The sequence below is a fragment of the Streptomyces sp. NPDC002787 genome (assembly GCF_053592095.1).
Genome location: NZ_JBSFVC010000040.1, coordinates 48,200 through 71,431, shown reverse-complemented (window position 1 = coordinate 71,431; position 23,232 = coordinate 48,200). Strand labels below are relative to the sequence as shown.

Below are 23,232 nucleotides of genomic sequence, written 5' to 3'. Positions count from 1 at the left end.
CAACGGCACCAGTTTCGGGCCACGACGAGGAACTGACGCACCAGCAGTAGAAGTCACACACCAACTAACGATCAACTACTGGCGCAGGACACTAGACACTCATCGCGTATCGCTAGAAGGTGTCTCCGCGGCTGGCGGCAGCTCTCTGCTGTCCTCCATGGCCTGGCCGAAGCTCTTGCAGAACTCAGTGAAGCCCCACTGTGCGCCGGGGGCTGGGGCAAACGAGGCGAACGCTCCGGCCTGCTCGCCACTCACTGCTATGTCCAACGTGCCCTGCTCGCCGATGCGCGCACTCGGACAATCACGAAGGTCCTGCGCGAACATGGGTCTTGTCTCTCTGCCTTGTCCCAGCCAAGCACCCCAGTAGATGGTCCGGTCCGTGAGGAATAGAACTCCATCCTGAGGACCGTCCCACAGGTTCCGTGCGGGCGCACTGGCAATCTTGCGTTCTCCAGGCTCAAGCACGGGCTCAACGCTCTGCCAGTACTCCGCCTGAGCTCTGTCGTAGCGCCGCTGTGCCCACCGTCGCAACATCGCCGGTAGCCCCTCTCCCTCGATTGCGCTCAGTATCGTGCGCTGTCCAGCGACTGGCACTGTGCTCGGGTGATCTCGCGCCAGGCGGAGTCATGACTGTGCAGCAACTGCGACTGGCGGGAAGGCAGGCGCTTGAGCCGGTCCGATCTTCCTACCTCGGCTGCGCCCCGAGCCGCCGAGTGTCGCTGTCGGTCGCTGCTTGCCGTCAGCGCTGCCGTCACTGCCGTCGGCGATGCTGCCGTGTGACCACCGCATTAGGCGTTCGATCAGCGGACATCTTGACACCTGGCCAGGAGGCCGTTATAGCCCGTGCGTAGCTGCTGCTGTCCGTCGGCGTTGATGTTCAGGCGTAGATGTCGTTGGATTACCCTTCCTTTGCAGAATTAACCAACCCTTGGAATGATACTTGCGCTGCCGATCCGCCGTAGACAAAAGACATGCCGAATCTCTCCCAAGTTCTCTGCTGTTCATCCTCCTTGTATTCACCCTCCTTGCCGGCCAGCGAAATAACGGCCTGCTGATAAGGATCCGTGTCATCCTTTTCGGGAGGGTTGTCGTCAGAGAAATCTGGGATGACTCGCCAAACGGTGACGTAGCGTGGCTTTCGGGTTACATTTAGGATCTCATTGCTGTGGAAGATTGGCGACTGGTATCTGATGTACTCGTCGCCTGGTTCCGCTACCCATTGAGGGGCGTCTTCTTGATGCTTGAAGGTCTCCAAATCCCATGATACTTTCGACGAACTTGCAAAGCTTCTGTCTAGCGTGCCCCTATCGCCTCTCACTACGACCAGCTCTAGGTCGGCATGGATGATGTCAAATTTTGAATTAACAGGGATCTCTACGAGTCGTTCATGTTTGAAGTCGTCGCCAGGCTCAAGCCAGTCACCAGGAGCAGAAAATCCGCCGGAGTCAACTAGGTCCCAATCTGCTTCAGTGGAATTCCGGCGGAAATCTAGTTCATATGGCGGGTTGACATCCCTTTTCCAGTCTTTCATCTCTCGCGCACTTTCGGAGAAGTCGGTTGCAAGGCCGTATATGCGCCACATGCCACCGAGAACATAGAGCCGGACCTTTCCGGCGTTCTTGTAGCGTATACGCGCTGGCAGGTGGAGAACGTTCGCTTCTTGATCGAGGGTTGGCTTACCGAAAACAATCGACAGAGGGAATGCCCCCTTGCTTGCATATGGCAAATACACTTGTGAGTAAGTAAAATTGGCTGTGGCCAATACGGCGGATGCGGCCACTCCGGCTCCTATACTCCGAGGGTGGGGAATCACTTTCCAAACACTTTGGCGGTGTAGAATCCAAAGAGCCCACAAGGACCACGCTAAAAGCGTCGGCCAGAGCCACAAATAATGTGTATACTCCCCGCCGTATATATGAACAAACAGGAGTAGAAGATTAGCGAAAACTGCGATAATGACGCCGACCAGGATGGCGGCACCTGAGTACCTTATTTGTCGCCTCCGCCAATAGTCGAAAACTGCGAGAGCGGCCAATATCTCGACCAGGGCTCCAGCGATGAACGAGACCCCAGCCACGCGCCCCCCGTATGTAAGTGCCCTGAACGCGTCTATCGTGCCAATTTTCCCTAGGATTCCTCCTGTGGCGGCTAGGCCGATCACCATCGCTGTGCCGATTGCGCGCCGCTGCCACCGCAGATGTGGCCATAGCTGGCTGTTTCCGCCGATCCATCGAATGCGCGCTTGGTCTTCGAGGTCAACGTTGTGAGGGAAGCCTGCCCGACGCAGTATTTTGCGCAGATCCCGAAGCGACCAGGCCCGCCCGACGGACTTGTTCCGTACGGTGATCTCCCTGAGGCCACGGTCATCCGGGGGATGCACAACGATAAAAGACTGGATATTCATGTGGCAGACGGTAGTTCCGGGGCTTAAATAGTGCACTCTCTGCTAGGCCTATTGGGTGAGCACGCTAGATTTCCCTTTGCATGGCGGTCTGGCGCAGGTGGTCTCCTTCGGCATGCGCACCGCTTGGGGCTATGGGTGGAGCACCAGTGAGCCAGCCGACCACCCTCCCCTTGAGGCTCATGAGCTGCCGACCTTCTGTTCGGAAGTCTGGATCGGGCAGCGACGGTCATAGCGGTCGCGCCGCCAAGGGATACCGCTGGGTGCGGTGGTGGCGTGGTTGCTGCACAGCCACAACTGATCATCGGCGGCCGTGACCTGCGGCTGCGTATTGGATCAACCGTCTGACCTGCTGCTGAGCTGTCGGCAGTTGTCGACGTTGGTCATCGTTGAGCGCCCTTTCACGGCCCGAGGACGGCCCGGGAGGGCGCTCGTGCGTCTCGCCTCTCCTGGTCCCTACTCATGCGAGCTTGGCCGAATTCAGCTAATTACTCAAAACGTTGCTGCACAGGTGGCATGATGCGCACTTGTGATCGGGAGCATCAGGCGGCGCGCGAGCGTCAGGCCAGCTAAGGCGAATGAAGGCCTTATAGTCAGATTAGGGAAAAGCCTTGACGAGCTCGCGCTCGTACCTGCGTCGCGTAAAATGCGGGCACTCCTGCGTGCGCGCTTGTATCGCAGCTGGAGAGTCCCTGCAATTGGTTTGGCATGTTCTTTCCTGGCTCTAGTGTGGGTCGACGCCATGGTTACCAATTTTATCAAGGGGGATGCTCAGCGAACTTATCTAAAATTTACTACAACAACGGTTGATGGCTGGCGCGCCATCCAAGGTGGCGACTTCAGAAGTATTAATGAGACAATCGGCTCTCCTGCCGTAACGGCTGTGTTCGGCGCAGTTCTTTGGACGGCGTTTCAATGGGTGCCCCCAATTTTGGCCTACCGCACCACAATGGGACAGCGTTGGTCTCTGTCGCGGAGGACGCGTATATGGCGGCGCTATGCCGCCTTGGATGCTATTGCGCGGGCGGTTATAGCATGTGCTGACGTTCGAGTAGCCAGCTTGGCCAAGCTGCCTGGTGCCGTACGTCACCTTGCTGAACAGTTGTCGCGGGTAGAGGACACGATTCTTACCCTCTATCGCTACAGCGACCAACTTCCCGCTCGCTCGCACCGACGGAATGAGCTCAAGAAACATGCTCACCTGGTTGTCTCCCAGTTGCGGAGTGCGGAAGCGCGAATTGACTCTGAGGGTGATGCCGCGCTGACTCCATTGGCGTCCTTGTTGATGAAGATTGCAGGTCGTTTCATCGAAGGAAGGATTGGGGCTCTCCTTGATGAGGCAGACTTCGAAGCCGAGCTGACCCCTGTGCGTGATTGGGAACCGTTGCGGCTCGCCTCGGCGGCGGTCTTGATTGCTGGCTGCGCTGTGGGAGTTAGTCTCCTTTCGGTGCCAGAAGGTGTGGCAACTTATTTAATCGGCGGCTGTGGTGTTGCGATTATTGCTCTCCTTTACGGTCGTCGCGTTCACAATCTCCTAGGCTTGCTCGATACCATTCGTGGAGTATGAGATAAGTTCCTGTGGGTAATCGGGCAGAAGACCGAGAAGGTCGGTGGAGCGGCTTTGGGCTGGAGCTGCTTTCGGGCGAGTGATCATGGCCCCGTAAGCTCATGGCGAGTCGGGCAGTCAGTGGACCTGCCCGTAAAGCACGACGTTGGGGCCATGATCTTCGAGGCTCGCCCTAAAGTGGCTGCCTAAAGCCGTGGAGCCGACCGCCCCAGCCGTAGAGAGTGTCTCCCATTTCAAACCAGTAGAGAAAGTTGTAACTCAGTCGGTTCGGCGTGGCGTGTCCGGTCCCGGTAGATGCTTGACACTTCGGTCCCAGCTGATGGTTGACAGTGGACGTGATCAATACCGGGCTGTGCTGGCTCGGGGGCTCCTCACCCTTTCCCGCGGTTGCCTCCCCGGCAGGTCCCCGTAGGGCGCCCGCCGGGAGAGATCCGATATTCCTCCCACGTGCAAGGGCTACGCGCGGCCCACGATGTGTGCGGCGCCCGGCGAAACCTGAACGGGTTGGCGGCAGTCCGGGGCGGAGGGCGGCGTCGGCTGGCCGTCGAGGGCGCGGCACAGCGCGGCGTGCAGGTGCTCGGCTTCGGCGAGAGTGAGGGTCAGCTCGGTGTCTGTGGCGTCGCCGTCGGTGAGGGAGAGGCGTAGCGGGACGGCGAGGCGGTTGTCGTCGGTGGGGCGTACCGGGCGGCCTGGTGGGCGCTCGATGATCCAGCTCATGGCGTCGCCTTTCCGATGCGCGCGAGGCGGTACGTGCCCCACAGCTGTCGTCCGTCCTCGCAGCCGTCCTGGGCCTTGGGGTTGCCCTTGCAGCCGGTGCCGCACTTGCGGGTGTGTTCGAACCACAGGCGGTACGCGTGGAGCATGGGGATCTCGGCGCGGGGTGCGGTGGCTGCCCTCTGTCCGTCGGTCATCAGTGGGCCTCCGTGAGCTTGCGTGCGTGGAGGATGCGTTGGCGTACCTCGGGGGTGAGGAGATAGGCGCCCACGAGGGTGCTGGCGATGTCGTCGGCGGTGATGAGCGGGAGTTCTGTGCGTGGTTGCGGATGCGGGGCTCTGCGACGGCGAGCGCTCGCGAGGAAGGCGGCCCACGTCTCCGGTGAGGGGCAGCGTGCCGGCAGGGGCGGCTCCGGAGCGGAGCGGAAGCCCGTGCGAAGAGGCTGGCGATGGTCGTCGGGTTCAGGCAGTCCGAAGAGCACTGCCCTGACCCAGGCAAGTGCCCGTGATACAAGGTGCATTGTCGATCTCCAGGTTGGGTCGGCCATGCCCCGGGGCCGTGTCAGCGGTCGTCGGGGCTTTCTTCGGCCTTGTCGATGACGAGCGCCCAGAGGCGGTCGCGTTCGCCGGTGCGTCCATGCCCGTACGCGTCGGCGTCAGTGATGGCGTCCAGGACGGCTCGACGTGAGGCTTCGCTCAACTCCGGCCGCAGGTCCACCTCCAGTCGGACACCACCAGGGACCTCCTCGCGGCGCACCTCGGCCCCCGTGGCGTCGGCCAGTCGTGCGGCGATGCTTTCGGCCTTCGGACGCACAGGTCTCCTCAGCAAGCGCGCGATCACATACCGTGCTTCTACTCCAGTAGCTTCCACCTGATGCAGTAGCTTGTCAATGTCGTCGTCAACCGCACCACCAGCCCTGCGAACTCAGGGCAGCACGGAGAGCCGTATGCCGCGAGAGGCCCCATATCTCGATGTCGCGGACGACCTGCGCCGCCGGGTGAGGGCGGGCGAGTGGGCCGTCGGCGAACGCCTGCCGTCGAGAGCTCAGCTCGCCGAGGAGTACGGGGTGGGGCGCAACGTCACGCAACGCGCCATGGAGCGCCTGATCATCGAGGGCGTTCTGGAAGGGCGGGCCGGCTCCGGGACGTACGTCCGCGCGCCGCGCGAGCGATTGCGCATGATCAGGTCCCGGCACCGTGAGCGTCGGGGCAGCTCGCCGTTCCGCGTTGACATGAAGGAGCAGGGGCGGCGCGGCACTTGGGAGTCACACAGCCAGGCCCGGGTTCCCGCGCCGCAACACATCGCCGAGCGCCTTGCCGTCGATCCGGGCGACGCCTGTGTCGTAACCCGGTACGAGTTCCTTGCCGATGGCCAGTCGGTGCAGTTGTCCGAGTCCTGGGAGCCGATGGCCATCACCGATGGCACGCCCATCGTCCTTCCTGAGATGGGTCCGCTCGCCGGCATGGGTGTCGTGGAGCGGATGCGTTCCATCGGGGTCGTGATCGAGACCGCCGTTGAGGTTCCGCGCCCCGGCCGGGCCACCCAGGAAGAGGCCAATCTGCTGGGCGTCAGCGTTGGCGAGCTGCTGACCCGCATTGAGCGCACCTACTACGACAGCGACGGACGTCCCGTCGAGACGGCGGACATCACCGTGCCGGACGTACGCTGGGAAATCGCCTACGAGATCCCGATCGAGCAGCCCGCGCCATGAAGCAGGTGGACGGCTCCCAACCAGAGAGGCTGTTGGGCCGGGAAACCTTCGGGCCAGGCCGCCTCGGTTCTGTGCAGGCCAGGTCTGCTGCGCTGCCGCTCCCCGTAGAGTCCAGGCCATGTATCCGGTCCCTCGTGTGAGCGAGTGTTTGGAATTGCGGGAACTGCGGCCCGCCGACGCCGACGCCGACGCCGTGTTCGCGGTTTCGCTCTGCGGCCGGCTTCCTGGGGGCGCGGATATGGCGTCGAGACCGTGCGACTGCTGCTCGGCCTCGGCTTCGAAGAGCTGAACCTGCATCGGATCTGGGGCGCCCGCTCCCCGGCAAACGGGGCTTCCGCGAGGACGATGGCGCGGGTCGGGATGGTCGAGGAGGGCAGGATCCGCGAGCACATCCGCAAGAGCGGGGGTGTGGCGGGACTCCATCGTCCACGCGATGCTCGACCACGAGTGGATGGTCCGGAACCAGAGTGGCTGATTGAGAGGCTGTTGCAGCTCCGGCCGAACCGTGTGGACTGCAACGGTGACCAAGGTCCTTCATCTGATCTCCTGTGCTGCCCCTCCGGTCCGATCCATCGCCACCGGTATACGCAAGGCGCAAGCCGCCGGATGGGAGGTCTGCCTCGTGCTCACGCGTCCGCACACCGCTGGGTCGAACCCGACCTCGCCGAACTCCGCGAACTTACCGGGCACCCGATCCGCCACGAGGACAAGCATCCCGACGCCGCCGACATGCTGCCGCCGCCGGACGCGATCCTCGCAGCTCCCATCACCCTCAACGCCCTGACCAAGTGGGCCGACGGGCACTCGGACACCCTGGCGCTCGGTCTGGTGACGGAGCCCTTGGCCTCGAACTGCCCCTGGTCTCCCTGCCGTTCATCAACCGGGCGCAGACGGCGCATCCCGCGCTCGGTCGCGGTGTCTCCGTGCTGCGGGAGTGCGGGGTGACCGTGCTGCTCGGTGAAGGGGGTTTCGTTCCTCACGAGCCGAAGCATGGGGACGTGGGCAGTTATCCCTGGGATGCCGCGATCGCCGCCCTGCCTGGGGACCGCCAGGGGACCGATTGATCTTCGGAGGTCCACCTGGCGGGCGCCACGGGATTCTCCGCACGAGACCACGAGACCACGAGACCACGAGACCACGAGACCACGAGAGCCCGAGACGATACGAGGCGGTGGCCATGACCGTAGACCCGCTGACGACCAACCACTACACCGACGGACGGCTGGCGGAGATCCGCGGCACCCTTCTCGATGTGTACGCCGACGTGTACGCGGAGGACATCGCCACCAATCCCTTCTTCTCCGTGGAGCGTTTCGAGGAGAGGCTGGAGGGCCATGTCGCGGCCGGCGGCTGGGGGTGCGTCGTCGCCGGCATCGGTGGTGAAGTGGGTGGCTTCACCTACGGGTTCACGGCCCGCGATGACGCCACGACGTTCAAGCTGTGCGAGAACATGCTCCGCGAGAAGTGGCGTAGGCGTGGGATCTCGCGGGTCATGCACGACGAGTTGATGAGCCAACGGCGGGAAGAGCGAGCCGAGTTGCTTGTCCGTCGGGAGCGGCCGAGGCTGCGGGCCATGTACGAGACCTGGGGGTACGAGCACGCGGGCGAGAAGCTGCCGTTCCCTGATGCCCCGCTGTACGACGTCATGTTCCTCCACCTGCGCTGAACCCACACCCACCAGGACACGACGCCCGCGATACGATCCGCGACCTGATGTCGGCCCGCATGGGGGGAGCACGCCGTGACGACCATCGCGGTGACCGGGCACCTGGACCTGACCGAGGGCACCGTCCCCCTGGTGCGCGCCGCCCTGGATGCGCTGCTCAGGCCGTACGCCGGTGACGGGCGGCTCGTCGGGGTCTCCTGTATCGCCAAGGGGGCCGACACCCTCTTCGCCGAGGTCGTCCTCGCGCTGGGTGGGCGGCTGGTGGTCGTCGTCCCCTCTCAGGACTATCGCCGGAACACGGTCGAGCCCGAATACGGAGCCTCCTACGACCGGCTCGTCGAGGCCGCCGAGGAGGTCGTCGTTCTTCCCTACGAGACGGCCGACCGGCGGGCTTACGAGGCCGCCAACGCCGTACTCGTCGAGCGGGCCGAGCGCCTCGTCGCCGTATGGGACGGCGCACCGCCCACCGGCAAGGGCGGCGGCACCGCCGACGCCGTCCTGGAAGCGCGGGCGGCGGGCCTCCCGGTGGACGTGGTGTGGCCGGACGGGGCCGCTCGCCGAGGCTGAGCACCGGTGCGGAGACGGGGTGGGGGATGGATACGGCATCGTGGCCGGCCTCGATCCGGTGATCTCAGGGGGAGAACGGGGCACTCGGAGTGCAGCTGGCCCTACCCCCGGTTCGGTAGGGGACTGCATGGTTTCGGGGTGGCAGTGACGGGATCGTGTGGGGTAGGCGGAATCCAGAGACGCGTGAACGGTTCCCATCCGGAGGGAGACTCCCATGAAGCCGATGTCGCCTTCGCAGACGAGCACCACCGAAGTCCATGACGAGGGCGGGTTCGCTCCGCTGCTGGCCGCTTGGGATCTGGCCCATCCCGCGCCCGTTGCCGACCCTGAGTGGCGGCATCTGCTGGACGAGATGGCTCACCCCGGCACGACGCGGGCGTTCCACCGCCTGGCCGAGGCCGAGGCCGCGGCCTGAGGCCCCGGCGGGTTCCGGTTCCCGGGCCTGTCACGTATGCCCCGGCCTCAAGGGGTCGTGAGGATGACCAGTTGTTGGGTCGCTCGCGTCATCGCGACGTAGTGGTCCACCGCTCCTTCGATGCCTTCGCCGAAGTGGTCAGGGTCGATGAGGACGACCAGGTCGAATTCGAGGCCCTTCGACAGTTCGGGGGTCAGGGAGCGGATTCGGGGGGTTGCGGGGAGGGGCGTGCGGGAGGTCGTGGCGGAGCCAGGGGCCGCGATCACGCAGGCGATTCCGTCCGCGTGGGTGGACAGCCAGGTTTCCAGGACCGTGGCCAGGTCCGATGTCGAGCCATGCGTGACCGGGATGCCGCTGCTGCGGATCGACGTCGGGACGTTGGCGTCGGGGAGGGCGGCGCGGATGACCGGCTCGGCCTCCGCCATGATCTCTTCCGGGGTGCGGTAGTTGATGGTGAGGGAGGACTGGGTGACGCGGTCCAGGCCCACCCGTTCCAGGCGTTCCTGCCAGGACTCCGTGAAGCCGTGCCTGGCCTGGGCGCGGTCGCCGACGATCGTGAAGCTGCGCGACGGGCAGCGGAGCAGGAGCATCTGCCATTCCGCGTCCGTGAGTTCCTGCGCCTCGTCCACGACGATGTGGGCGAACGGGCCCGCGAGGAGGTCCGGGTCGAGGACGGGGAGTTCGGAGTCGTCCACCAGGCTGACCTTCGCGTCCTCGCCCCGCAACATCCTGACCAGGCCCTCACCGTCGTCGCCGTCCGCGCCCGAGTTGGCGACGGCCTCGATCAGGTTGTCGACGACGTGGGACATGCGCTCCCGCTGGGCGGCGAGCGTGGCCTCGTGCCGGCGCTTGCGGCGGGCCGTCTCCGGGTCGCCGAGGCGCTGGCGGGCCGCGTCCAGGAGGGGCAGGTCGGACGTCGTCCAGGCCTGGGGTTCGTCGCGCTGGAGGAGCTGTACCTCGTCCCGGCTCAGCCAGGGCGCGCACAGGCGGAGGTAGGCCGGTACCGACCACAGGTCTCCGACCAGGTCCGCCGCCTCCAAAAGGGGCCAGGCGCGGTCGAAGGTCGTCACCAGTTCCCTGTTCTGGAGGAGTGACTTGCGGAGCAGGGCCGGGGAGACCTCCGTATCGGCATCCGCCTCTGCTACCGCCTCCGTCTCGTGTTTGTCCGTCAGGATCGTCAGGAGTTCCTCCCAGACCTGGTGACGGGCCTCGTTGTGCGGGGTGCCGGGTTCCGCCGCCTCGAAGGCCGCCGTCCAGTCGTCGGCGCTCAGCCAGATGTCGGACCAGTGGGTCGTGACCGTCATCCCCTTGGTGGGCGGTTCCTCGTAGAAGCGGACGGCCTTCTCGATCCCGCCCACCAACGCCGCCGACGACTTCAGACGGGCCACCTCCGGGTCCGCCTCGACGCCGGCCGACGCCCCCTCCGTGACCAGGTCGCGCAGGATGCAGGTCTGTACGCCCTCCTCGCCGAGGCTGGGGAGGACGTCGGAGACGTAGGAGAGGTACGGGCGGTGGGGGCCGACGAAGAGGACGCCTCCTCGGCGGTGGCCCAGGCGGGGGTCGGAGTGGAGGAGGTAGGCGGAGCGGTGCAGGGCCACGACGGTCTTGCCGGTGCCCGGACCGCCGTCCACCACCAGGGCGCCTCGGGAGCTCGCGCGGATGATCGCGTCCTGGTCCGACTGGATGGTGCCGAGGACGTCCCGCATGCGCTCCGACCTGTTGGTGCCCAGGCTGGCGATGAACGCGGACTGGTCGTCGAGGGCTGCGGCGTGGTGGTCGGTGAGCCCGTTCAGTTCGTCCCGGGAGAAGACCTCGTCCCAGTAGTCGTTGATACGGCCATTGGTCCAGCGGTAACGGCGACGGCTCGTCAGGCCCATCGGGTTGGCGTGCGTGGCGCCGAAGAACGGCTCGGCCGCCGGGGAGCGCCAGTCGATCAGCAGGCGGCGCCCCGTGGTGCTGTCCGTGAGGCCCAGGCGGCCGATGTAGACGGGGTTCTCCGGGTCGTCCGTCGTCACCATGTGGCCGAGGCAGAGGTCCAGGCCGAAGCGGCGCAGGGTGCGCAGGCGGGCGGTCAGGCGGTGGATCTCCGTGTCGCGGTCCATCGCGTGGCGGCCCATGCCGCCGGGGGCCTTGCGCGCGGCGTCCAGTTGGGCGGACACCTCGGCGATCGACTGGGCGAGGCACTCCGCGAGGGCCGCGAAGTGCCGCTCGTCGCCGGCGATCAGGGCCGGGTCGGCCTTGGCGGAGAGACGGTCGGGGAGGTCGAACGCGGTGGTGGTGGACGGGTTCACGGTATTGACTCCGAACGTCATTGGTTCAGCACGCTCCGATTGGTGGGGTGCGTCGCGACCTGGGAGGGAGGCGGGGGAGGGATGGAGAGGGGTTCTGGCTCGCGGTCGCGGATTCCGGCTCGCTGGGCTCGCCTCGTTCACGCCGACGCCGACGCCGACGCCGACGCCGACGCCGACGCCGACGCCGACCCCGGCTGCCGCTCCCCGCCGAACCCGCCGAACATGTCGAACAGCCGCTTCGCCGCCACCCTCGCCCCGTCCGTCCGGACCATCCCCGCCACCTCGGCCGCCCGCGCCCCTGTTTCCGGCGACAATGCCACCTTCAGGGCCGCCGACAAGGACTCGAACGTCAGGGTCGGCCCGTCGTGCGCCGCGCCGATGCCCAACTCGGCTACCCGGCCCGCGAAGTACGGCTGGTCGCCACCCTGGGGCACCACCACCTGCGGCGCCCCCGCCCACGTCGCCCTCGTCGTCGTACCCGAGCCGCCGTGGTGGACGACCGCGGCCACCCGGGGGAACAGCGCGTGATGGTTGGCCTCACCGACAACGAAACAGTCCTCCCAGCCGCTGCCGCTGCCGCCACCCTCCCGGCCGAGGTCCCCCTCACCGACAAGCCCCAGCCCAGCCCACCCCCGAGACACCAGCACCCGGCACCCCTGCGCCCGGACCGCCGCGATGGACGCCGGGGCGACCTCCTCCGAGTCGCGCACGGGAATGCTGCCGAAGCCGACGTACACCGGCGGCGTGCCGGCGTCGAGGAACGCCGTCAGGTCCGCCGGGAGCGGGCGCTCGTCCGGCAGGAGCCACGTGCCGGTCTGGACGACGGCGAGGTCCGACGGCTCCACCCAGGGGTCCAGGACCGGATCCGTCCCCAACCACGGCCGGTCGGTGAAGACGTGGTCGCGGAGGTCGTCCACCGGCGGCAGCCCGACCGACGCCCGGTGGGCGTTGTACACCTCGCCGAACAACGAGTCGGCGCTCTGCGCGTCCAGGTCCCACAGCACCCGGTTGTCCGTCACGTCCGGCGGCAACGGGTGCCCCGGCCGCTGCATCGGCGGATGGTGCGGCGACGGCAGCGAGATGGACTGGAAGCTCGCGTACACGTAGGGGATGCCGAGCTTGTCGGCCACCGACCGTACACAGGCCGCGGCCGGGAGCAGGCCGGACGCGACCAGCACGTCGCAGCCCTCGGCCGCCTCGGCGACCGCGCCGAACTCCGCGAGCAGCTCGGCCGCGCGCCGGGGCACGCCGTCCGGCGTCGGTGGGGTCGGCGCGGTCATCAGCGCCCGCACGGGCCGGCCGAACGGCACCAGCGGTACGTCGACCTCGGCCAGCCGCCGCGCGAACTCCTCGTCCGGAGGTGCGCACACCCGCACCTCCGCGCCGAGTTCGCGCAGCCGGACCGCGAGTCCCACCAGCGGTTCGACGCCCCCGCGCGAGTCGTAGTTCGCCAACAGCACACGCATGAAGCGGCCCCCGGTTATCGTCGAAATCGGCTTAGGCCGGAGATTCTGCGGCATCACGGGGGCCTTGCCGCAAGCCCCCCGGTGCGCTATAAGTTGAGAGTGGCAAGGAGTGAGTTCCCTCCTTGCCTTTGTTTTTGGCCCGGAAGCCCAGGGGCGTTGCAGCCCGGGGTGGTCCGGGTTTTCTGTTGCGACGGGCGTTCACATCCTCGGATGATGTTCAGTCTGCAGGCCCCTCTGTCTGGGCTTAAGCCCTCTGCGTCGCCTCCCGCGGTTCATCTATGTGAACAGAACTTCGTCAGATCTATTGACGTGCTCAAGTCACCCTCCGACACTCACTCCCAGGGAAAGCGCTTTCCGGACCGCTCTGGACCCCACTCCGGACCCAATCCGGACCCCACTCTGGACCTCATCCCTGGAGGCCGACGATGCAATCGACGCACGTGAGACCCGTCATGGCGACGGCGAGCGCAGGCCTGGTGGCCGGCCTGCTCGTCGCGCTGTCCGGTACGGCGGCGCAGGCCGCGACCACCCGGTACGAGGCCGAGACGTCACCGGCCGTCTGCACCGGGACGATCGACTCCGACTGGACCGGATACACGGGCAGCGGATTCTGCAACGGCACCAACGCCGCGGGCGCGTACGCCCAGTTCACCGTGACCGCACCCGCATCGGGCACGGCGACACTGAACGTCCGGTTCGCCAACGGCACCACCGCCGCGCGGGCGGCGAGCGTCACCGTGAACGGTACGACGGCCACGACCACGTCCTTCGAGAGCACCAGCACCTGGACGGCGTGGACCACCAAGACCCTGACCGTGCCCGTGACGTCCGGCAGCAACGTCATCCGGATCAACCCGACCTCCGCCACCGGGCTCCCCAACATCGACCACCTCGACGCCAACGTGCCCGACGGCACCACCACGCCGCCGCCGTCCGGCTCCACCCTGTACGTCTCGCCGAGCGGGACGGACTCCGCGGCCGGGACCATCTCCGCCCCCACCACCCTCGCCTCGGCGATCAGCCGGGTCACCGCCGGCGGGACCATCTACCTGCGCGGCGGCACGTACGCCCACTCGTCCACCGTCACCATCCCGGCCGGCAGCTCCGGGACCGCCGCCGCACGTACGAAGCTGACCGCCTACCCGGGCGAGAAACCCGTCCTCAACTTCTCGGCACAGACCGAGAGTTCGTCGAACCGCGGGCTTCAGCTCAACGCCTCGTACTGGCACGTCTACGGCATCGTCGTCGAGCGCGCCGGCGACAACGGGATCTACGTCGGCGGCAGCGACAACGTCATCGAGCGGACCGTGACGCGCTACAACCGGGACACGGGGTTGCAGTTGGGGCGGATGGCCTCCAGCACGCCCACCGCCGACTGGCCCTCGGACAACCTCATCCTCAGCGCCGAGTCGCACGACAACGCCGACTCGGACGGGGAGGACGCCGACGGGTTCGCGGCGAAGCTGACGACCGGGACCGGCAACGTCTTCCGGTACGCCGTGGCCCACAACAACATCGACGACGGGTGGGACCTCTACACCAAGCCGGACACCGGGGCCATCGGGCCGGTGACCATCGAGGACTCGCTCGCCTACGAGAACGGCACGCTCAGCGACGGCTCGCAGGCCGGCAACGGCGACCGCAACGGCTACAAGCTCGGCGGTGACGACATCGCCGTGAACCACATCGTCCGGCGCAGCATCGCCTACGACAACGGCAAGCACGGTTTCACGTGGAACAGCAACCCGGGCACGATGGCCGTGTCGGGGAACGTGAGCATCGACAACACCGAGCGGAACTTCAACTTCGACGGCGGTACGTCGGTGTTCCGCGACAACACGTCGTGCCGGAGCGGCAGCGGTACGAACGACCGGATCATCGGCAGTGCCGACAGCTCCAACCAGTTCTGGTCCGGCTCCAACGGGTCCCGCTGCTCCTCGTACTCCGGCGGCCTGAACTGGTCCTTCGGCAGCGACGGCAGCCTGGACGTCACCTTCGGATGAGACCGAGACCGAGACCGCGACCGAGACCAGGATCGGGATCGGGATCTAGAGCAGGATCAGGATCGAAATCGGGATCGAGTTCGGAGTGACGTGTCGCCCCCACCCGCAACGGTTCGCCGCTACGGGCGGGGGCTCTCCGTCGTCGAGCAATTCACTGCTCAGCCCTGCGGCTCACTGATGTTGACCATCCACGGGATGCCGAAGCGGTCGGTGCACATGCCGAAGACGTCGCCCCACATCTGTTTCTCCAGGGGGACGGAGACCGAGCCGTCGGCGGAGAGCTTCTCCCAGTAGCCGCGCAGCTCGCTCTCGTCGTCGCCGCTGAGGCATACGGAGAAGCTGCCTCCGGGCTGGTATTCCATGCCGGGCGGGGTGTCGGCGCCCATGAGGGTGAAGCCGTTCGGGGTTTCCAGCATGCCGTGCATGATCTTGTCGGATTCCGGGGCGTCCGGCTGGCCGAAGCTCCCGAAGGTGTTCAGCGCCAGTTCGCCGCCGAAGACCTCCTGGTAGAACTCCAGCGCCTGCCGGGCGTCGCCGTCGAAACTGAGGTACGGGTTGAGCCGCGAGACCATCAGAACCTCCGTGAAACGGACAATCGGTCAGTTGCCCGGAGACTAGCCCCCGGCACTGACAACGGCATGCCGGACGCCTTCCACCTGCCGATTCCGCCGCCTGCCCACCGGGTTGTGGCCGGTGTCACGACGGGTTGTGGCCGGTGTCACGAACGGAACGCGGGCTTCGATTCTTCACAAAGTACCCATCAGTAGCAGGAGCCTCTGCTGTTACTTTCCCTTTCAAGTGTTCTGCCCCCCCAACTCACGCATGCGCGTACCGAGGCCCCCCATGCCCAGTTCCTCGCTCCCTTCCCCCTTCTCCCCCACCGGCCGGCACCGTAAGGCCAAGGCGCCGAACCCGGCGCTGCGACGGGCCGCCGTGATCGCGGTGGCCGCGCCCGTCGCCGGGACGATCCTGGCCGGGCCGTCCGCCTTCGCCGCGGACAAGACGACGGCGAAGGCCGGTACGAGCGGACGCGACGCGACCGAACTCGACGCCACCGAGCTCGACCCCGCCGAGCAGAAGATCGCGGACAACCTGAACACGCGCAGCCAGGACACCCGGCTCGGCAGCACCCTCGGCGGGGTCGTCATCGACGCCAAGTCCGACAAGGTGGTGTGGGGGCACGACGCGGACACCGCGCTGATGGCCGCGTCCAACACGAAGCTCGCGACCTCCACGGCCGCGCTGACGGTGCTCGGGCCGAACCACCGCCTCACCACGAAGGTCGTGTACGGCGACGGCACGCTGACCCTCGTCGGCGGCGGCGACCGCACCCTGACGACCGACGACCTCGACGCGCTCGCCAAGACCGCCGTCGCCGGACTGATGAACGCCGGGCTCACCTCGGTGAAGGTCCGCATCGACGACAGCCTCTTCCCCGAGCCGAGCCTCGCCAACGGCTGGAACACCGGCTACTACCCCGACTCCATCGCCCCCGTACGCGCACTGGTCGTCGACTCGCACAACGTCGACGACACCTCCCTCGACGCGGGTGGCGTCTTCGCGGGGCTCCTCGCCGAGCGGGGCGTCACGGTCGACGGCGAGGTCACGCGCGGGGTCGTCGGACAGGGGGACGTGCCCGTCGCCACGCACACGTCCGACAAGCTGTCCACGATCGTGAAGCAGATGCTGAAGGTCAGCGACAACGACATCGCCGAGTCGCTGCTGCGGCTCACCGCGCTCGGCGCCGGCCGCTCCGCCACCTTCGAGGACGGCACCGCCGTCGTCCGTGACGTCCTCACGCGGTACGGCATCTCGCTCGACCACTTCGAGATGTACGACGGCAGCGGGCTGTCCCGCGCGACCCGTATCCCGGCGCGGACCATCGCCGACATCGTCGACCTGGCCGCCGATCCGCGCCACGCGCAGACGCTGAAGTACATCATCGACGGGCTGCCCGTCTCGGGTGAGGCGGGCGCCACCCTGGGCCCGGAGTTCGGCCGCTTCGACACCGCCGACTCGAAGTGCGCCGTCGGTCAGGTGAAGGCGAAGACCGGCACCCTCACCGGCGCGGTCGCCCTCAGCGGTCTCACCAAGGCCCAGGACGGCCGGTGGAAGGTCTTCTCCTTCATCGAGAACAACTCCGCCGCCGGCCCGTCCGACATCAAGGACGCCCTCGACGGCCTCGCCGCCACGGTCAACGGCTGCTGGGCCTGACGACCGGCCTGACGCCCGGCCCGACAACCGGCCCGGTCAGCCCGTGACCTCGAAGGAGGCGGCCGGGGAGACGAACTCCGTGTCGCCGTCCTCGGCCGTCGCGAGGGCCGAGACGTGCCACGTGCCCTTGGCGAGGTCGGCCGCCTCCGCCTTCGTGACCTTCAGGGTGTAGGTGCAGCGGGACGTCTTGTCCGAGGTGGTGCGGCACTCGGCGCTGTCCACGTGCGCCATCTCCGCCTCGGTCGGGTCGAGCTTCGAACTCGCGGGCCACGCGAGGACCTTGACGCCCTTGATGCCGGAGTCGTCGCTCACGTCGGCGGTGAAGGTGAGCGAGCCGGCCTTGCCGTCGGTCGGGGCGACGAAGTGGGCCGAGCCGTTCTCCACGGTGAGCTTCGTGGCGGCCGAGGCGAGGGCGAGACCGCCGGCGGCCACACCGCCGAGGGTGAGGACACCGACGACGGACGAGACGATCATGCGCTTGGACATGGGAGATCCCCCTGAATTTCTGAGTTCGTTGAACGAGTTCGATGAACGAGTTCGTTGAATGGGTTCGTTGAATGGGTTCGTTGAATGGAATCGGTGCGACGAAAGGTGGTCGCGGAGAGCGAATTCCGCCTTCTCGATGTGATCGAGCTTATGGCGCGCGGCATTTCCCGGTCGTCGCGCTGCGGGACGATTGCCCACGTCGAACCCGCGGTAGAGGTCTATAACCCAGGGTGGAGAACGGCCTCCGCCTTCAGTCGGTCCCGGGCCGCGCACCCCCGCCCCTAGCCTGGTCTCGCCATGATGCGAATGCGAACGGACGACGACCGGCTGATTCCGGTCCTGCTGATATGTGCCCAGGCCGTGGTGTGGCCCGGGGCGGCGCTGGCGCGCGGAAAGGTTCCGGACGGGGCCGCGCTGCCGGTGGCCGCCCTGATCGCCGGGGTGGTGACCGCCGCCCTCGCCCTGCGCCGTACCCGCCCGGTGGTCGCCCTCGTCGTGGTCGCCGTCGCGTGCGCGCTGGGCGCCGGGCCGCTGCCCCTCGGCGCGATGGCCGTTCTCGGCACGGCGGGGGTCGCGCTGGCCCTCTTCACCGTGGCGACCGAACGCGACCCCTTCACCGCCGTGTTGTGCGGGGCGGCACTCGCCGTGTGGCAGCTCCTCCAGGGCATCAGCCTGCACGGGCTCAGCGACCGCGACGGCCTCGACCTCGTCCTCACCGTCCTGCTGTACGCCACCGCGTGCGGCGCCGGCCTCTTCGTACGACGGGCGCGGCGCGCGCGGTGGGCGGCCGAGCAGCGGCTGAAGCGGGCCGAGGCGGAGCGGCATCGGCTGCCGGCGGTCGAACGGCGGCGTATGGAGCGGGAGTTGCACGACGTCAGCGCCCACCACCTGACGGCCGTCGTGGTCACGGCGGGCGCGGCGCTCGGGCTGCGCGACCGGCGCCCCGAACTGGCCGCGCAGGCACTGGAGTTCGCGGTCGAGACGGGCCGTGAGGTCACGCGTGCGCTCAGCGCGGTACGGGCGCCGGCGCCCTCCCGTGAGGACCTGCCGTCGCCGGAGGAGCGGCTGCTGGACCTCGTCGCGGGGTTCCGCCGCCTCGACCAGCGCGTCGACTGCGAGATCGACGCCCTGCCGGACGGGGCCGTCGCGGACGCGGCGTACGGCATCGTGCGCGAGGGCCTGACCAACGTGGCCCGGCACGCGCCGGGCGCCCACACCAAGGTGCTCGTCCGCTACGGCGACACCCGCACGGACGTCGTCGTCACCAGCGCGGCCCCGCCCGCCGGGGCGACGGCCCACGCGGCGGGGCTCGGCGGCGGGCGCGGCCAGGGCTTCCTGCGCTCCCGGGCGCGGGAGGCGGGCGGCACACTGACCACCGGGCCCACGGCGGAGGGCGGTTGGGAGGTGCGGGCGGTCCTGCCGGGCCGCACCACCACCCGGGTCGAGCAGCCCGCCCCGCGCGGGTACCGCCTGGCCCAGGTGATCACCGCCCTCGGCCTCGTCCTGCAGCCGCTGCTCCCGGCCCTGGTCATCCGCCCGGACACCACGTCGGCCGGGCAACAGGTCTCCGCCGGCGTCCTCTTCGCGCTCCTGGCCACGGCCCAGGCGGTCACCCTGCTGTGGCTGCGCCGCGCGCCCCGCACGGCCTTCGGCGTCCTGCTCGGCCTGCCCCTGCTGTGGCCGGTGGCGATGACGGTGGGCGATTACACGGGTCCCGCCGTCCTCCCACCCGCCCTGAGCCTGCTCGCCACCTGCGCGGCCCTCGCGGGGGAGGCGGCACGGAGGGCCGCGGATCCCGCACGGACGGCTGTGTGCCTGGCGGCCCTGTCCGTCGTCGCCGTGGTCGCGCACGCCGGTGCCGCGACCGCCGCCGTGTGGGGGCGAGGGACGACCCTCCCCGGCTGGGCGGTCGGTGTCGGGGCTGCCGGCGGGGCGGCTCTGGCGGTGGGAGGCGCCCGGTGGGTCGGGGCCGTGCGGGGGCGGCGGGTGCGGGACCGCCGGGGTGTGCGGGACGAACGGCTCGCCGGCTGGACCGAGGAGGCCGTGCGGGAGGCGTGGGGGGAGCGGCGCCGGATCGCGGCGGGGCTGGAGACGACCGTGCTGTCGCGGACCTCGGACATGGTGGCGGAGGCGGAGGCGGGCCGGCTCGACGCGGTGGCCGAGCGCGCCCGGGAGGCCCTGGCCGCGATGCGGGCCCTGCTCGACACGGTCCGGGACGGCGAGGACGGGGCCGGGCCCGGGCGACGGCCGCAGCCCACCCTCCAGGCCCTCGACCTGCTCGCCCACCAGTGCCGGGCCACCGGCCGCGACGTGGAGATACGGCTGACCGACCGCGTCCCCGCCCGCCTGCCCACCGCCGTCGACCTGGCCGCCTACCACGCCGCCGAGACGGTCCTCGCGGCCGGCGGCGAGGACCCCGCGATGCTCGAACTCGACGCGGAGGACGGTACGTTGACGCTCACGGCCACCGGGGTGCCGCGCGCCGCGCACCCCGCCGTACGGGAGCGGCTGACGGCACGGATCGCGCCGCTGGGCGGCACACTGACCGTCGGCGGCCCGGACACGGTCCACCTCCGGCTGCCTCTCGCCGCGGCACCGGTTCCCGACGAGGAAGAGGGAAGTGAGCGATGAGCCTCAAGGTGCTGGTCGCCGACGACCAGGGCATCGTACGGGCGGGGTTCGCCGCCGTGATCGACGCCGAGGAGGACATGACGGTCGTCGGTGAGGCCGCCGACGGGGCCGAAGCCGTCAGGCTCGCCGAGGAGTTGGCGCCGGACGTCGTCGTCATGGACGTACGGATGCCCGAACTGGACGGCATCGCCGCCACCCGCATCATCACCGGTCGCCCCGACGCACCCCGCGTCCTCGTGCTGACCACCTTCGACCTCGACGTGTACGTCTTCGACGCCCTGCGCGCCGGTGCCTCCGGCTTCCTCCTCAAGGACGTGCACGCCTCCGAACTGCTGGCCGGCATCCGCGTGGTGGCCGCCGGCGAGAGCGTGCTCGCCCCGTCCGCGACCCGCCGCCTCATCGGCCACTACGCCTCCGGAACGCTCCCCGGGACGGCGGACGGGAGCGTCCCGCGCGAACTGGAGGCCCTCACCGGCAGCCAGCGGGGCGTCCTCGGCCTGGTCGCCGCCGGCCTCACCAACGCGGAGATCGCCGAGGAACTCGGCATCACCGTCGGCACCGTGAAGTCCCACGTCAACGCCGTGCTGCGCAAACTCGGCCTGCGCGACCGCGTCCAGGCCACGATCCTCGCGTACGACCTGGGCCTCGCCCGCCCGAACCCACCGGGCGCCCACCTCTGAGACCGACGCGGCCACCTCCCTCCCCCCGACGACCAGGACCGCCCGCGACGACCAGGACCGCCCCATGAACGAGGAACCCACCCCCGTGACCGACACCGGCGCCGATTCCGGCCCGCCCCCGCCCCCGCCCCTGCCCGCGCAGCCCGCGCCGCGCCGCTTCCGTCCCGTCGCCGGTGACGTCGTCGCGCTCGTCTACTTCGTGGTCTGCGTCGGTCTGCTGGTGTGGGCGATCGCGGTGAGCTCCGGCGACGGCTCGGACGGGTCGATGGCGGCCGTCATCCCCGCCCTCGCCACCGCGCCGGTCAGCTTCGTCTGGCTGTTCCTCCCGGAGGGCGCCGCGATGTTGGTCCTCGCCGTCGTCCTCGGCGGCCTGGCCAACGCCGCCCTCATCTCGTGGTGCGGCCGCGCCCTCCGCCGAGGGCGCCCCGACCCTGACGCCGTGCGCTGACCGCTACGTGGTGAGGTAGCCCTCCAGGTCGCCGAGCACCTCGTCCGCGGCGGTCACGCCGAGGCCCAGGTACCACGTCTCGTCCGGGACGTCGTAGGCGTGGCCCGCCTTCACGGCGGAGAGGTTCTTCCACAGCGGGTTGCCCTGGGCCCTGGACTTGTCGGTCGCCTTCGGGTCGCCGTACACGCCGGTGAAGATGTAGTCCGCGTCTGCCTGGTCGATGTTCTCGGCGCTGATCTCGGCGGCGAGGTCCTCGATGTCCTGGTTCTTCGGGCGGGGCACGCCGACGTCCTTGAGGATCGTGCCGATGAAAGAGGCGTTGGCGTACAGGCGGACGACGCCGTCCGGCATGTAACGGACCATCGAGACCGTCGGCTTGTCGACGCCGAGCTTCTTGCCCAGCGCGTCGGCCTTCGCCTCGTACGTCGCCAGCTTCTCCTTCGCCTCGGCCGTCTTGTCCAGGGCGGCGGCGTTGAGGAGGTAGTTCTCCTTCCAGGTGAAGCCGGGGCGGACGGAGAAGACGGTCGGCGCGATCTTGGACAGCTCGTCGTACTTGTCGGCGGCGCGCAGCTGGCTGCCGAGGATCAGGTCGGGCTTCAGCGCGGCGATCGCCTCCAGGTTGAGGCTGTTGATGGTGCCGACGTTCTTCGGGCTGCCCGCGTCCTTCTTCAGGTACGACGGCAGCTCGGGGGAGCCCTCGGTGGGCGCGAGGCCGACCGGCTGGACGCCCAGCGAAACAACGTTGTCGAGCTCGCCCACGTCGAGGACGACGACGCGTTTGGGCTGGGCCTCGATCTTAGTCTCGCCCATGGCGTGCTCGACGGTGCGCGGCCATTCGCCAGGCTTGGCGTCGGTGCCCATCGCGGCGGTCTTCCTCGCCGCGTCGGCGAAGTCCTTGCCGCCCTTGGCGACGTCCTTCTTGCCGGCGGCCCCCTTGGAGGCTCCGGCGTCCGACCCCTCGCCGGAGGAACTCCCGCACGCGGTCAGGGCCAGCGCGGAGGCGAGAGCGAGGGCTGCGGCGGCCGTGCCGCGGCGGCGCAGGGACATGGGAGGGCTCCCGTCGTAGAACTTAGGTACCCCTTACTTTATGGGCTTCCTGTGGGCCGGGAGCCCATGGGGCGTGTGGTTCCGGACACCCGGAGGGCCCGGCACCACCAGTGGATCACCCGTCACCGGGTCCGGTACGACGACCGAGGCGAGTCCGAAGACCTCCTGGACGAGGTCGGCGGTGACGATGTCGGCGGGCGGGCCCTGCGCGACGATCCGGCCCGCCCGCATGGCGATCAGATGGTCGGCGTAGCGGGCGGCCTGGTTGAGGTCGTGCAGCACCGCGACCACCGTACGGCCGCGCTCGTGGTTCAACTGCCGTACGAGGTCCAGGACTTCGACCTGGTGGGCGATGTCCAGGTATGTCGTCGGCTCGTCGAGCAGGAGCAGGTCGGTGTTCTGGGCGAGGGCCATGGCGATCCACACGCGCTGGCGCTGACCGCCGGACAGTTCGTCGACCGGGCGCTCGGCGAGGTCCGTGGTGCCCGTGCGCTCCATCGCGTGGGCGACGGCCGTCTCGTCGGAGTCGGACCACTGCCGCCACCACTTCTGGTGCGGCTGCCGTCCGCGCGAGACCAGGTCCGCGACCGTGATCCCCTCCGGCGGCACCGGCGTCTGCGGCAGCAACCCGATCACCTGGGCGATCCGCCGGGTGGGTACGTGCGCCAGTTCGGCCCCGTCGAGCAGCACGGCACCCCGACGCGGCTTCAGCAGTCGGCCCAGGGCCCGCAACAGCGTCGACTTGCCGCACGCGTTCGGCCCGACGATGACGGTGACCTTCCCGTCCGGCACCTCCAGGTCCAGCTCCTCGACGACCGTACGGTCCTCGTAGGCGAGCGTGAGCCCACGTGCGGCCAGCCGGCTGCCGGACGGGGAGGCAGGGGCGGTGTCGTGAGCGGAGGCGGCATCGGGAGCCGGCGCGGTG

Annotated in this window: 22 protein-coding genes and 1 pseudogene; 12 read left to right on the top strand and 11 right to left on the bottom strand. The window is 68.5% G+C overall.

Features of this window, described 5'->3' with window-relative positions:
- Positions 1–898: 898 nt before the first annotated feature.
- On the bottom strand, positions 899–2,404 hold the full coding sequence (locus tag ACWD26_RS38420) for a hypothetical protein (RefSeq protein ID WP_451277413.1): 1,506 nt from the start codon (positions 2,402–2,404) through the stop codon (positions 899–901).
- A 724-nt stretch (positions 2,405–3,128) separates the two neighbouring features.
- Here ACWD26_RS38420 and ACWD26_RS38415 point away from each other — a divergent pair.
- Complete coding sequence (locus tag ACWD26_RS38415) at positions 3,129–3,968, top strand: hypothetical protein (protein WP_451277412.1); 840 nt, start codon at positions 3,129–3,131, stop codon at positions 3,966–3,968.
- A 456-nt stretch (positions 3,969–4,424) separates the two neighbouring features.
- Here the strand turns inward: ACWD26_RS38415 and ACWD26_RS38410 are convergent, their stop codons facing one another.
- The 4 genes from ACWD26_RS38410 to ACWD26_RS38395 are packed head-to-tail and all read right to left on the bottom strand — an operon-like array spanning position 4,425 to position 5,495.
- A complete protein-coding gene (locus tag ACWD26_RS38410) occupies positions 4,425–4,685 on the bottom strand; it encodes a hypothetical protein (protein WP_451277410.1) in 261 nt (86 codons plus the stop codon).
- Positions 4,682–4,879: a hypothetical protein gene (locus ACWD26_RS38405; protein ID WP_451277408.1), complete on the bottom strand. Its 198-nt coding sequence runs from the start codon at positions 4,877–4,879 to the stop codon at positions 4,682–4,684. The genes ACWD26_RS38410 and ACWD26_RS38405 overlap by 4 nt, the downstream gene beginning before the upstream one ends.
- Positions 4,879–5,202: a hypothetical protein gene (locus tag ACWD26_RS38400; RefSeq protein WP_451277406.1), complete on the bottom strand. Its 324-nt coding sequence runs from the start codon at positions 5,200–5,202 to the stop codon at positions 4,879–4,881. Before ACWD26_RS38400 ends, ACWD26_RS38405 begins: the two co-directional genes overlap by 1 nt.
- 41 nt (positions 5,203–5,243) lie before the next feature.
- The gene (locus ACWD26_RS38395) at positions 5,244–5,495 is read right to left on the bottom strand and encodes a hypothetical protein (RefSeq protein WP_451277404.1); all 252 of its coding nucleotides are present in this window, start codon (positions 5,493–5,495) and stop codon (positions 5,244–5,246) included.
- A gap of 133 nt (positions 5,496–5,628) precedes the next feature.
- Here ACWD26_RS38395 and ACWD26_RS38390 point away from each other — a divergent pair, with 133 nt between their 5' ends.
- From ACWD26_RS38390 to ACWD26_RS38365, 6 genes and pseudogenes are all read left to right on the top strand, one after another.
- Complete coding sequence (locus ACWD26_RS38390; RefSeq protein ID WP_451277402.1) at positions 5,629–6,393, top strand: GntR family transcriptional regulator; 765 nt, start codon at positions 5,629–5,631, stop codon at positions 6,391–6,393.
- Between the two features lie 195 nt (positions 6,394–6,588).
- Positions 6,589–6,868 (top strand): annotated as a pseudogene (locus tag ACWD26_RS38385) (GNAT family N-acetyltransferase); the annotation flags it as partial.
- 131 nt (positions 6,869–6,999) lie between these two features.
- The gene (locus ACWD26_RS38380; RefSeq protein ID WP_451277400.1) at positions 7,000–7,338 is read left to right on the top strand and encodes a hypothetical protein; all 339 of its coding nucleotides are present in this window, start codon (positions 7,000–7,002) and stop codon (positions 7,336–7,338) included.
- Positions 7,339–7,570: 232 nt separating this feature from the next.
- Positions 7,571–8,059, top strand: a complete 489-nt coding sequence (locus ACWD26_RS38375; RefSeq protein WP_451277398.1) for an N-acetyltransferase family protein — start codon at positions 7,571–7,573, stop codon at positions 8,057–8,059.
- A gap of 75 nt (positions 8,060–8,134) precedes the next feature.
- A complete protein-coding gene (locus ACWD26_RS38370; protein ID WP_451277396.1) occupies positions 8,135–8,626 on the top strand; it encodes a hypothetical protein in 492 nt (163 codons plus the stop codon).
- A gap of 214 nt (positions 8,627–8,840) precedes the next feature.
- Positions 8,841–9,041 (top strand): hypothetical protein, encoded by a 201-nt coding sequence (locus ACWD26_RS38365; RefSeq protein WP_451277394.1) that lies wholly within the window; start codon positions 8,841–8,843, stop codon positions 9,039–9,041.
- 47 nt (positions 9,042–9,088) lie between these two features.
- Here the strand turns inward: ACWD26_RS38365 and helR are convergent, their stop codons facing one another.
- A complete protein-coding gene (helR, locus tag ACWD26_RS38360; RefSeq protein ID WP_451277392.1) occupies positions 9,089–11,332 on the bottom strand; it encodes an RNA polymerase recycling motor ATPase HelR in 2,244 nt (747 codons plus the stop codon).
- Between the two features lie 137 nt (positions 11,333–11,469).
- The gene (locus tag ACWD26_RS38355) at positions 11,470–12,798 is read right to left on the bottom strand and encodes a glycosyltransferase (RefSeq protein ID WP_451277390.1); all 1,329 of its coding nucleotides are present in this window, start codon (positions 12,796–12,798) and stop codon (positions 11,470–11,472) included.
- A gap of 425 nt (positions 12,799–13,223) precedes the next feature.
- Here ACWD26_RS38355 and ACWD26_RS38350 point away from each other — a divergent pair, with 425 nt between their 5' ends.
- Positions 13,224–14,801: a carbohydrate-binding protein gene (locus ACWD26_RS38350; protein WP_451277388.1), complete on the top strand. Its 1,578-nt coding sequence runs from the start codon at positions 13,224–13,226 to the stop codon at positions 14,799–14,801.
- Between the two features lie 158 nt (positions 14,802–14,959).
- Here the strand turns inward: ACWD26_RS38350 and ACWD26_RS38345 are convergent, their stop codons facing one another.
- On the bottom strand, positions 14,960–15,373 hold the full coding sequence (locus ACWD26_RS38345) for a VOC family protein (RefSeq protein WP_451277386.1): 414 nt from the start codon (positions 15,371–15,373) through the stop codon (positions 14,960–14,962).
- 271 nt (positions 15,374–15,644) lie between these two features.
- Between ACWD26_RS38345 and dacB the strand changes: the two genes are divergently transcribed.
- On the top strand, positions 15,645–17,015 hold the full coding sequence (gene dacB / locus ACWD26_RS38340; RefSeq protein WP_451277384.1) for a D-alanyl-D-alanine carboxypeptidase/D-alanyl-D-alanine endopeptidase: 1,371 nt from the start codon (positions 15,645–15,647) through the stop codon (positions 17,013–17,015).
- 36 nt (positions 17,016–17,051) lie between these two features.
- Here the strand turns inward: dacB and ACWD26_RS38335 are convergent, their stop codons facing one another.
- Positions 17,052–17,501 (bottom strand): DUF5707 domain-containing protein, encoded by a 450-nt coding sequence (locus ACWD26_RS38335; RefSeq protein ID WP_451277382.1) that lies wholly within the window; start codon positions 17,499–17,501, stop codon positions 17,052–17,054.
- A gap of 297 nt (positions 17,502–17,798) precedes the next feature.
- Between ACWD26_RS38335 and ACWD26_RS38330 the strand changes: the two genes are divergently transcribed.
- The 3 genes from ACWD26_RS38330 (at position 17,799) to ACWD26_RS38320 (ending at position 21,260) form a co-directional block, all read left to right on the top strand.
- Complete coding sequence (locus ACWD26_RS38330) at positions 17,799–20,132, top strand: histidine kinase (RefSeq protein WP_451277380.1); 2,334 nt, start codon at positions 17,799–17,801, stop codon at positions 20,130–20,132.
- A complete protein-coding gene (locus ACWD26_RS38325) occupies positions 20,129–20,812 on the top strand; it encodes a response regulator (protein WP_451277378.1) in 684 nt (227 codons plus the stop codon). The genes ACWD26_RS38330 and ACWD26_RS38325 overlap by 4 nt, the downstream gene beginning before the upstream one ends.
- A 64-nt stretch (positions 20,813–20,876) precedes the next feature.
- Positions 20,877–21,260, top strand: a complete 384-nt coding sequence (locus tag ACWD26_RS38320; RefSeq protein WP_451277376.1) for an SCO4225 family membrane protein — start codon at positions 20,877–20,879, stop codon at positions 21,258–21,260.
- A 3-nt stretch (positions 21,261–21,263) separates the two neighbouring features.
- Here ACWD26_RS38320 and ACWD26_RS38315 read toward each other — a convergent pair whose 3' ends face one another.
- Positions 21,264–22,307: an ABC transporter substrate-binding protein gene (locus ACWD26_RS38315; RefSeq protein WP_451277374.1), complete on the bottom strand. Its 1,044-nt coding sequence runs from the start codon at positions 22,305–22,307 to the stop codon at positions 21,264–21,266.
- Between the two features lie 33 nt (positions 22,308–22,340).
- Positions 22,341–23,165: an ABC transporter ATP-binding protein gene (locus ACWD26_RS38310; protein ID WP_451277421.1), complete on the bottom strand. Its 825-nt coding sequence runs from the start codon at positions 23,163–23,165 to the stop codon at positions 22,341–22,343.
- Between the last annotated feature and the right edge of the window lie 67 nt (positions 23,166–23,232).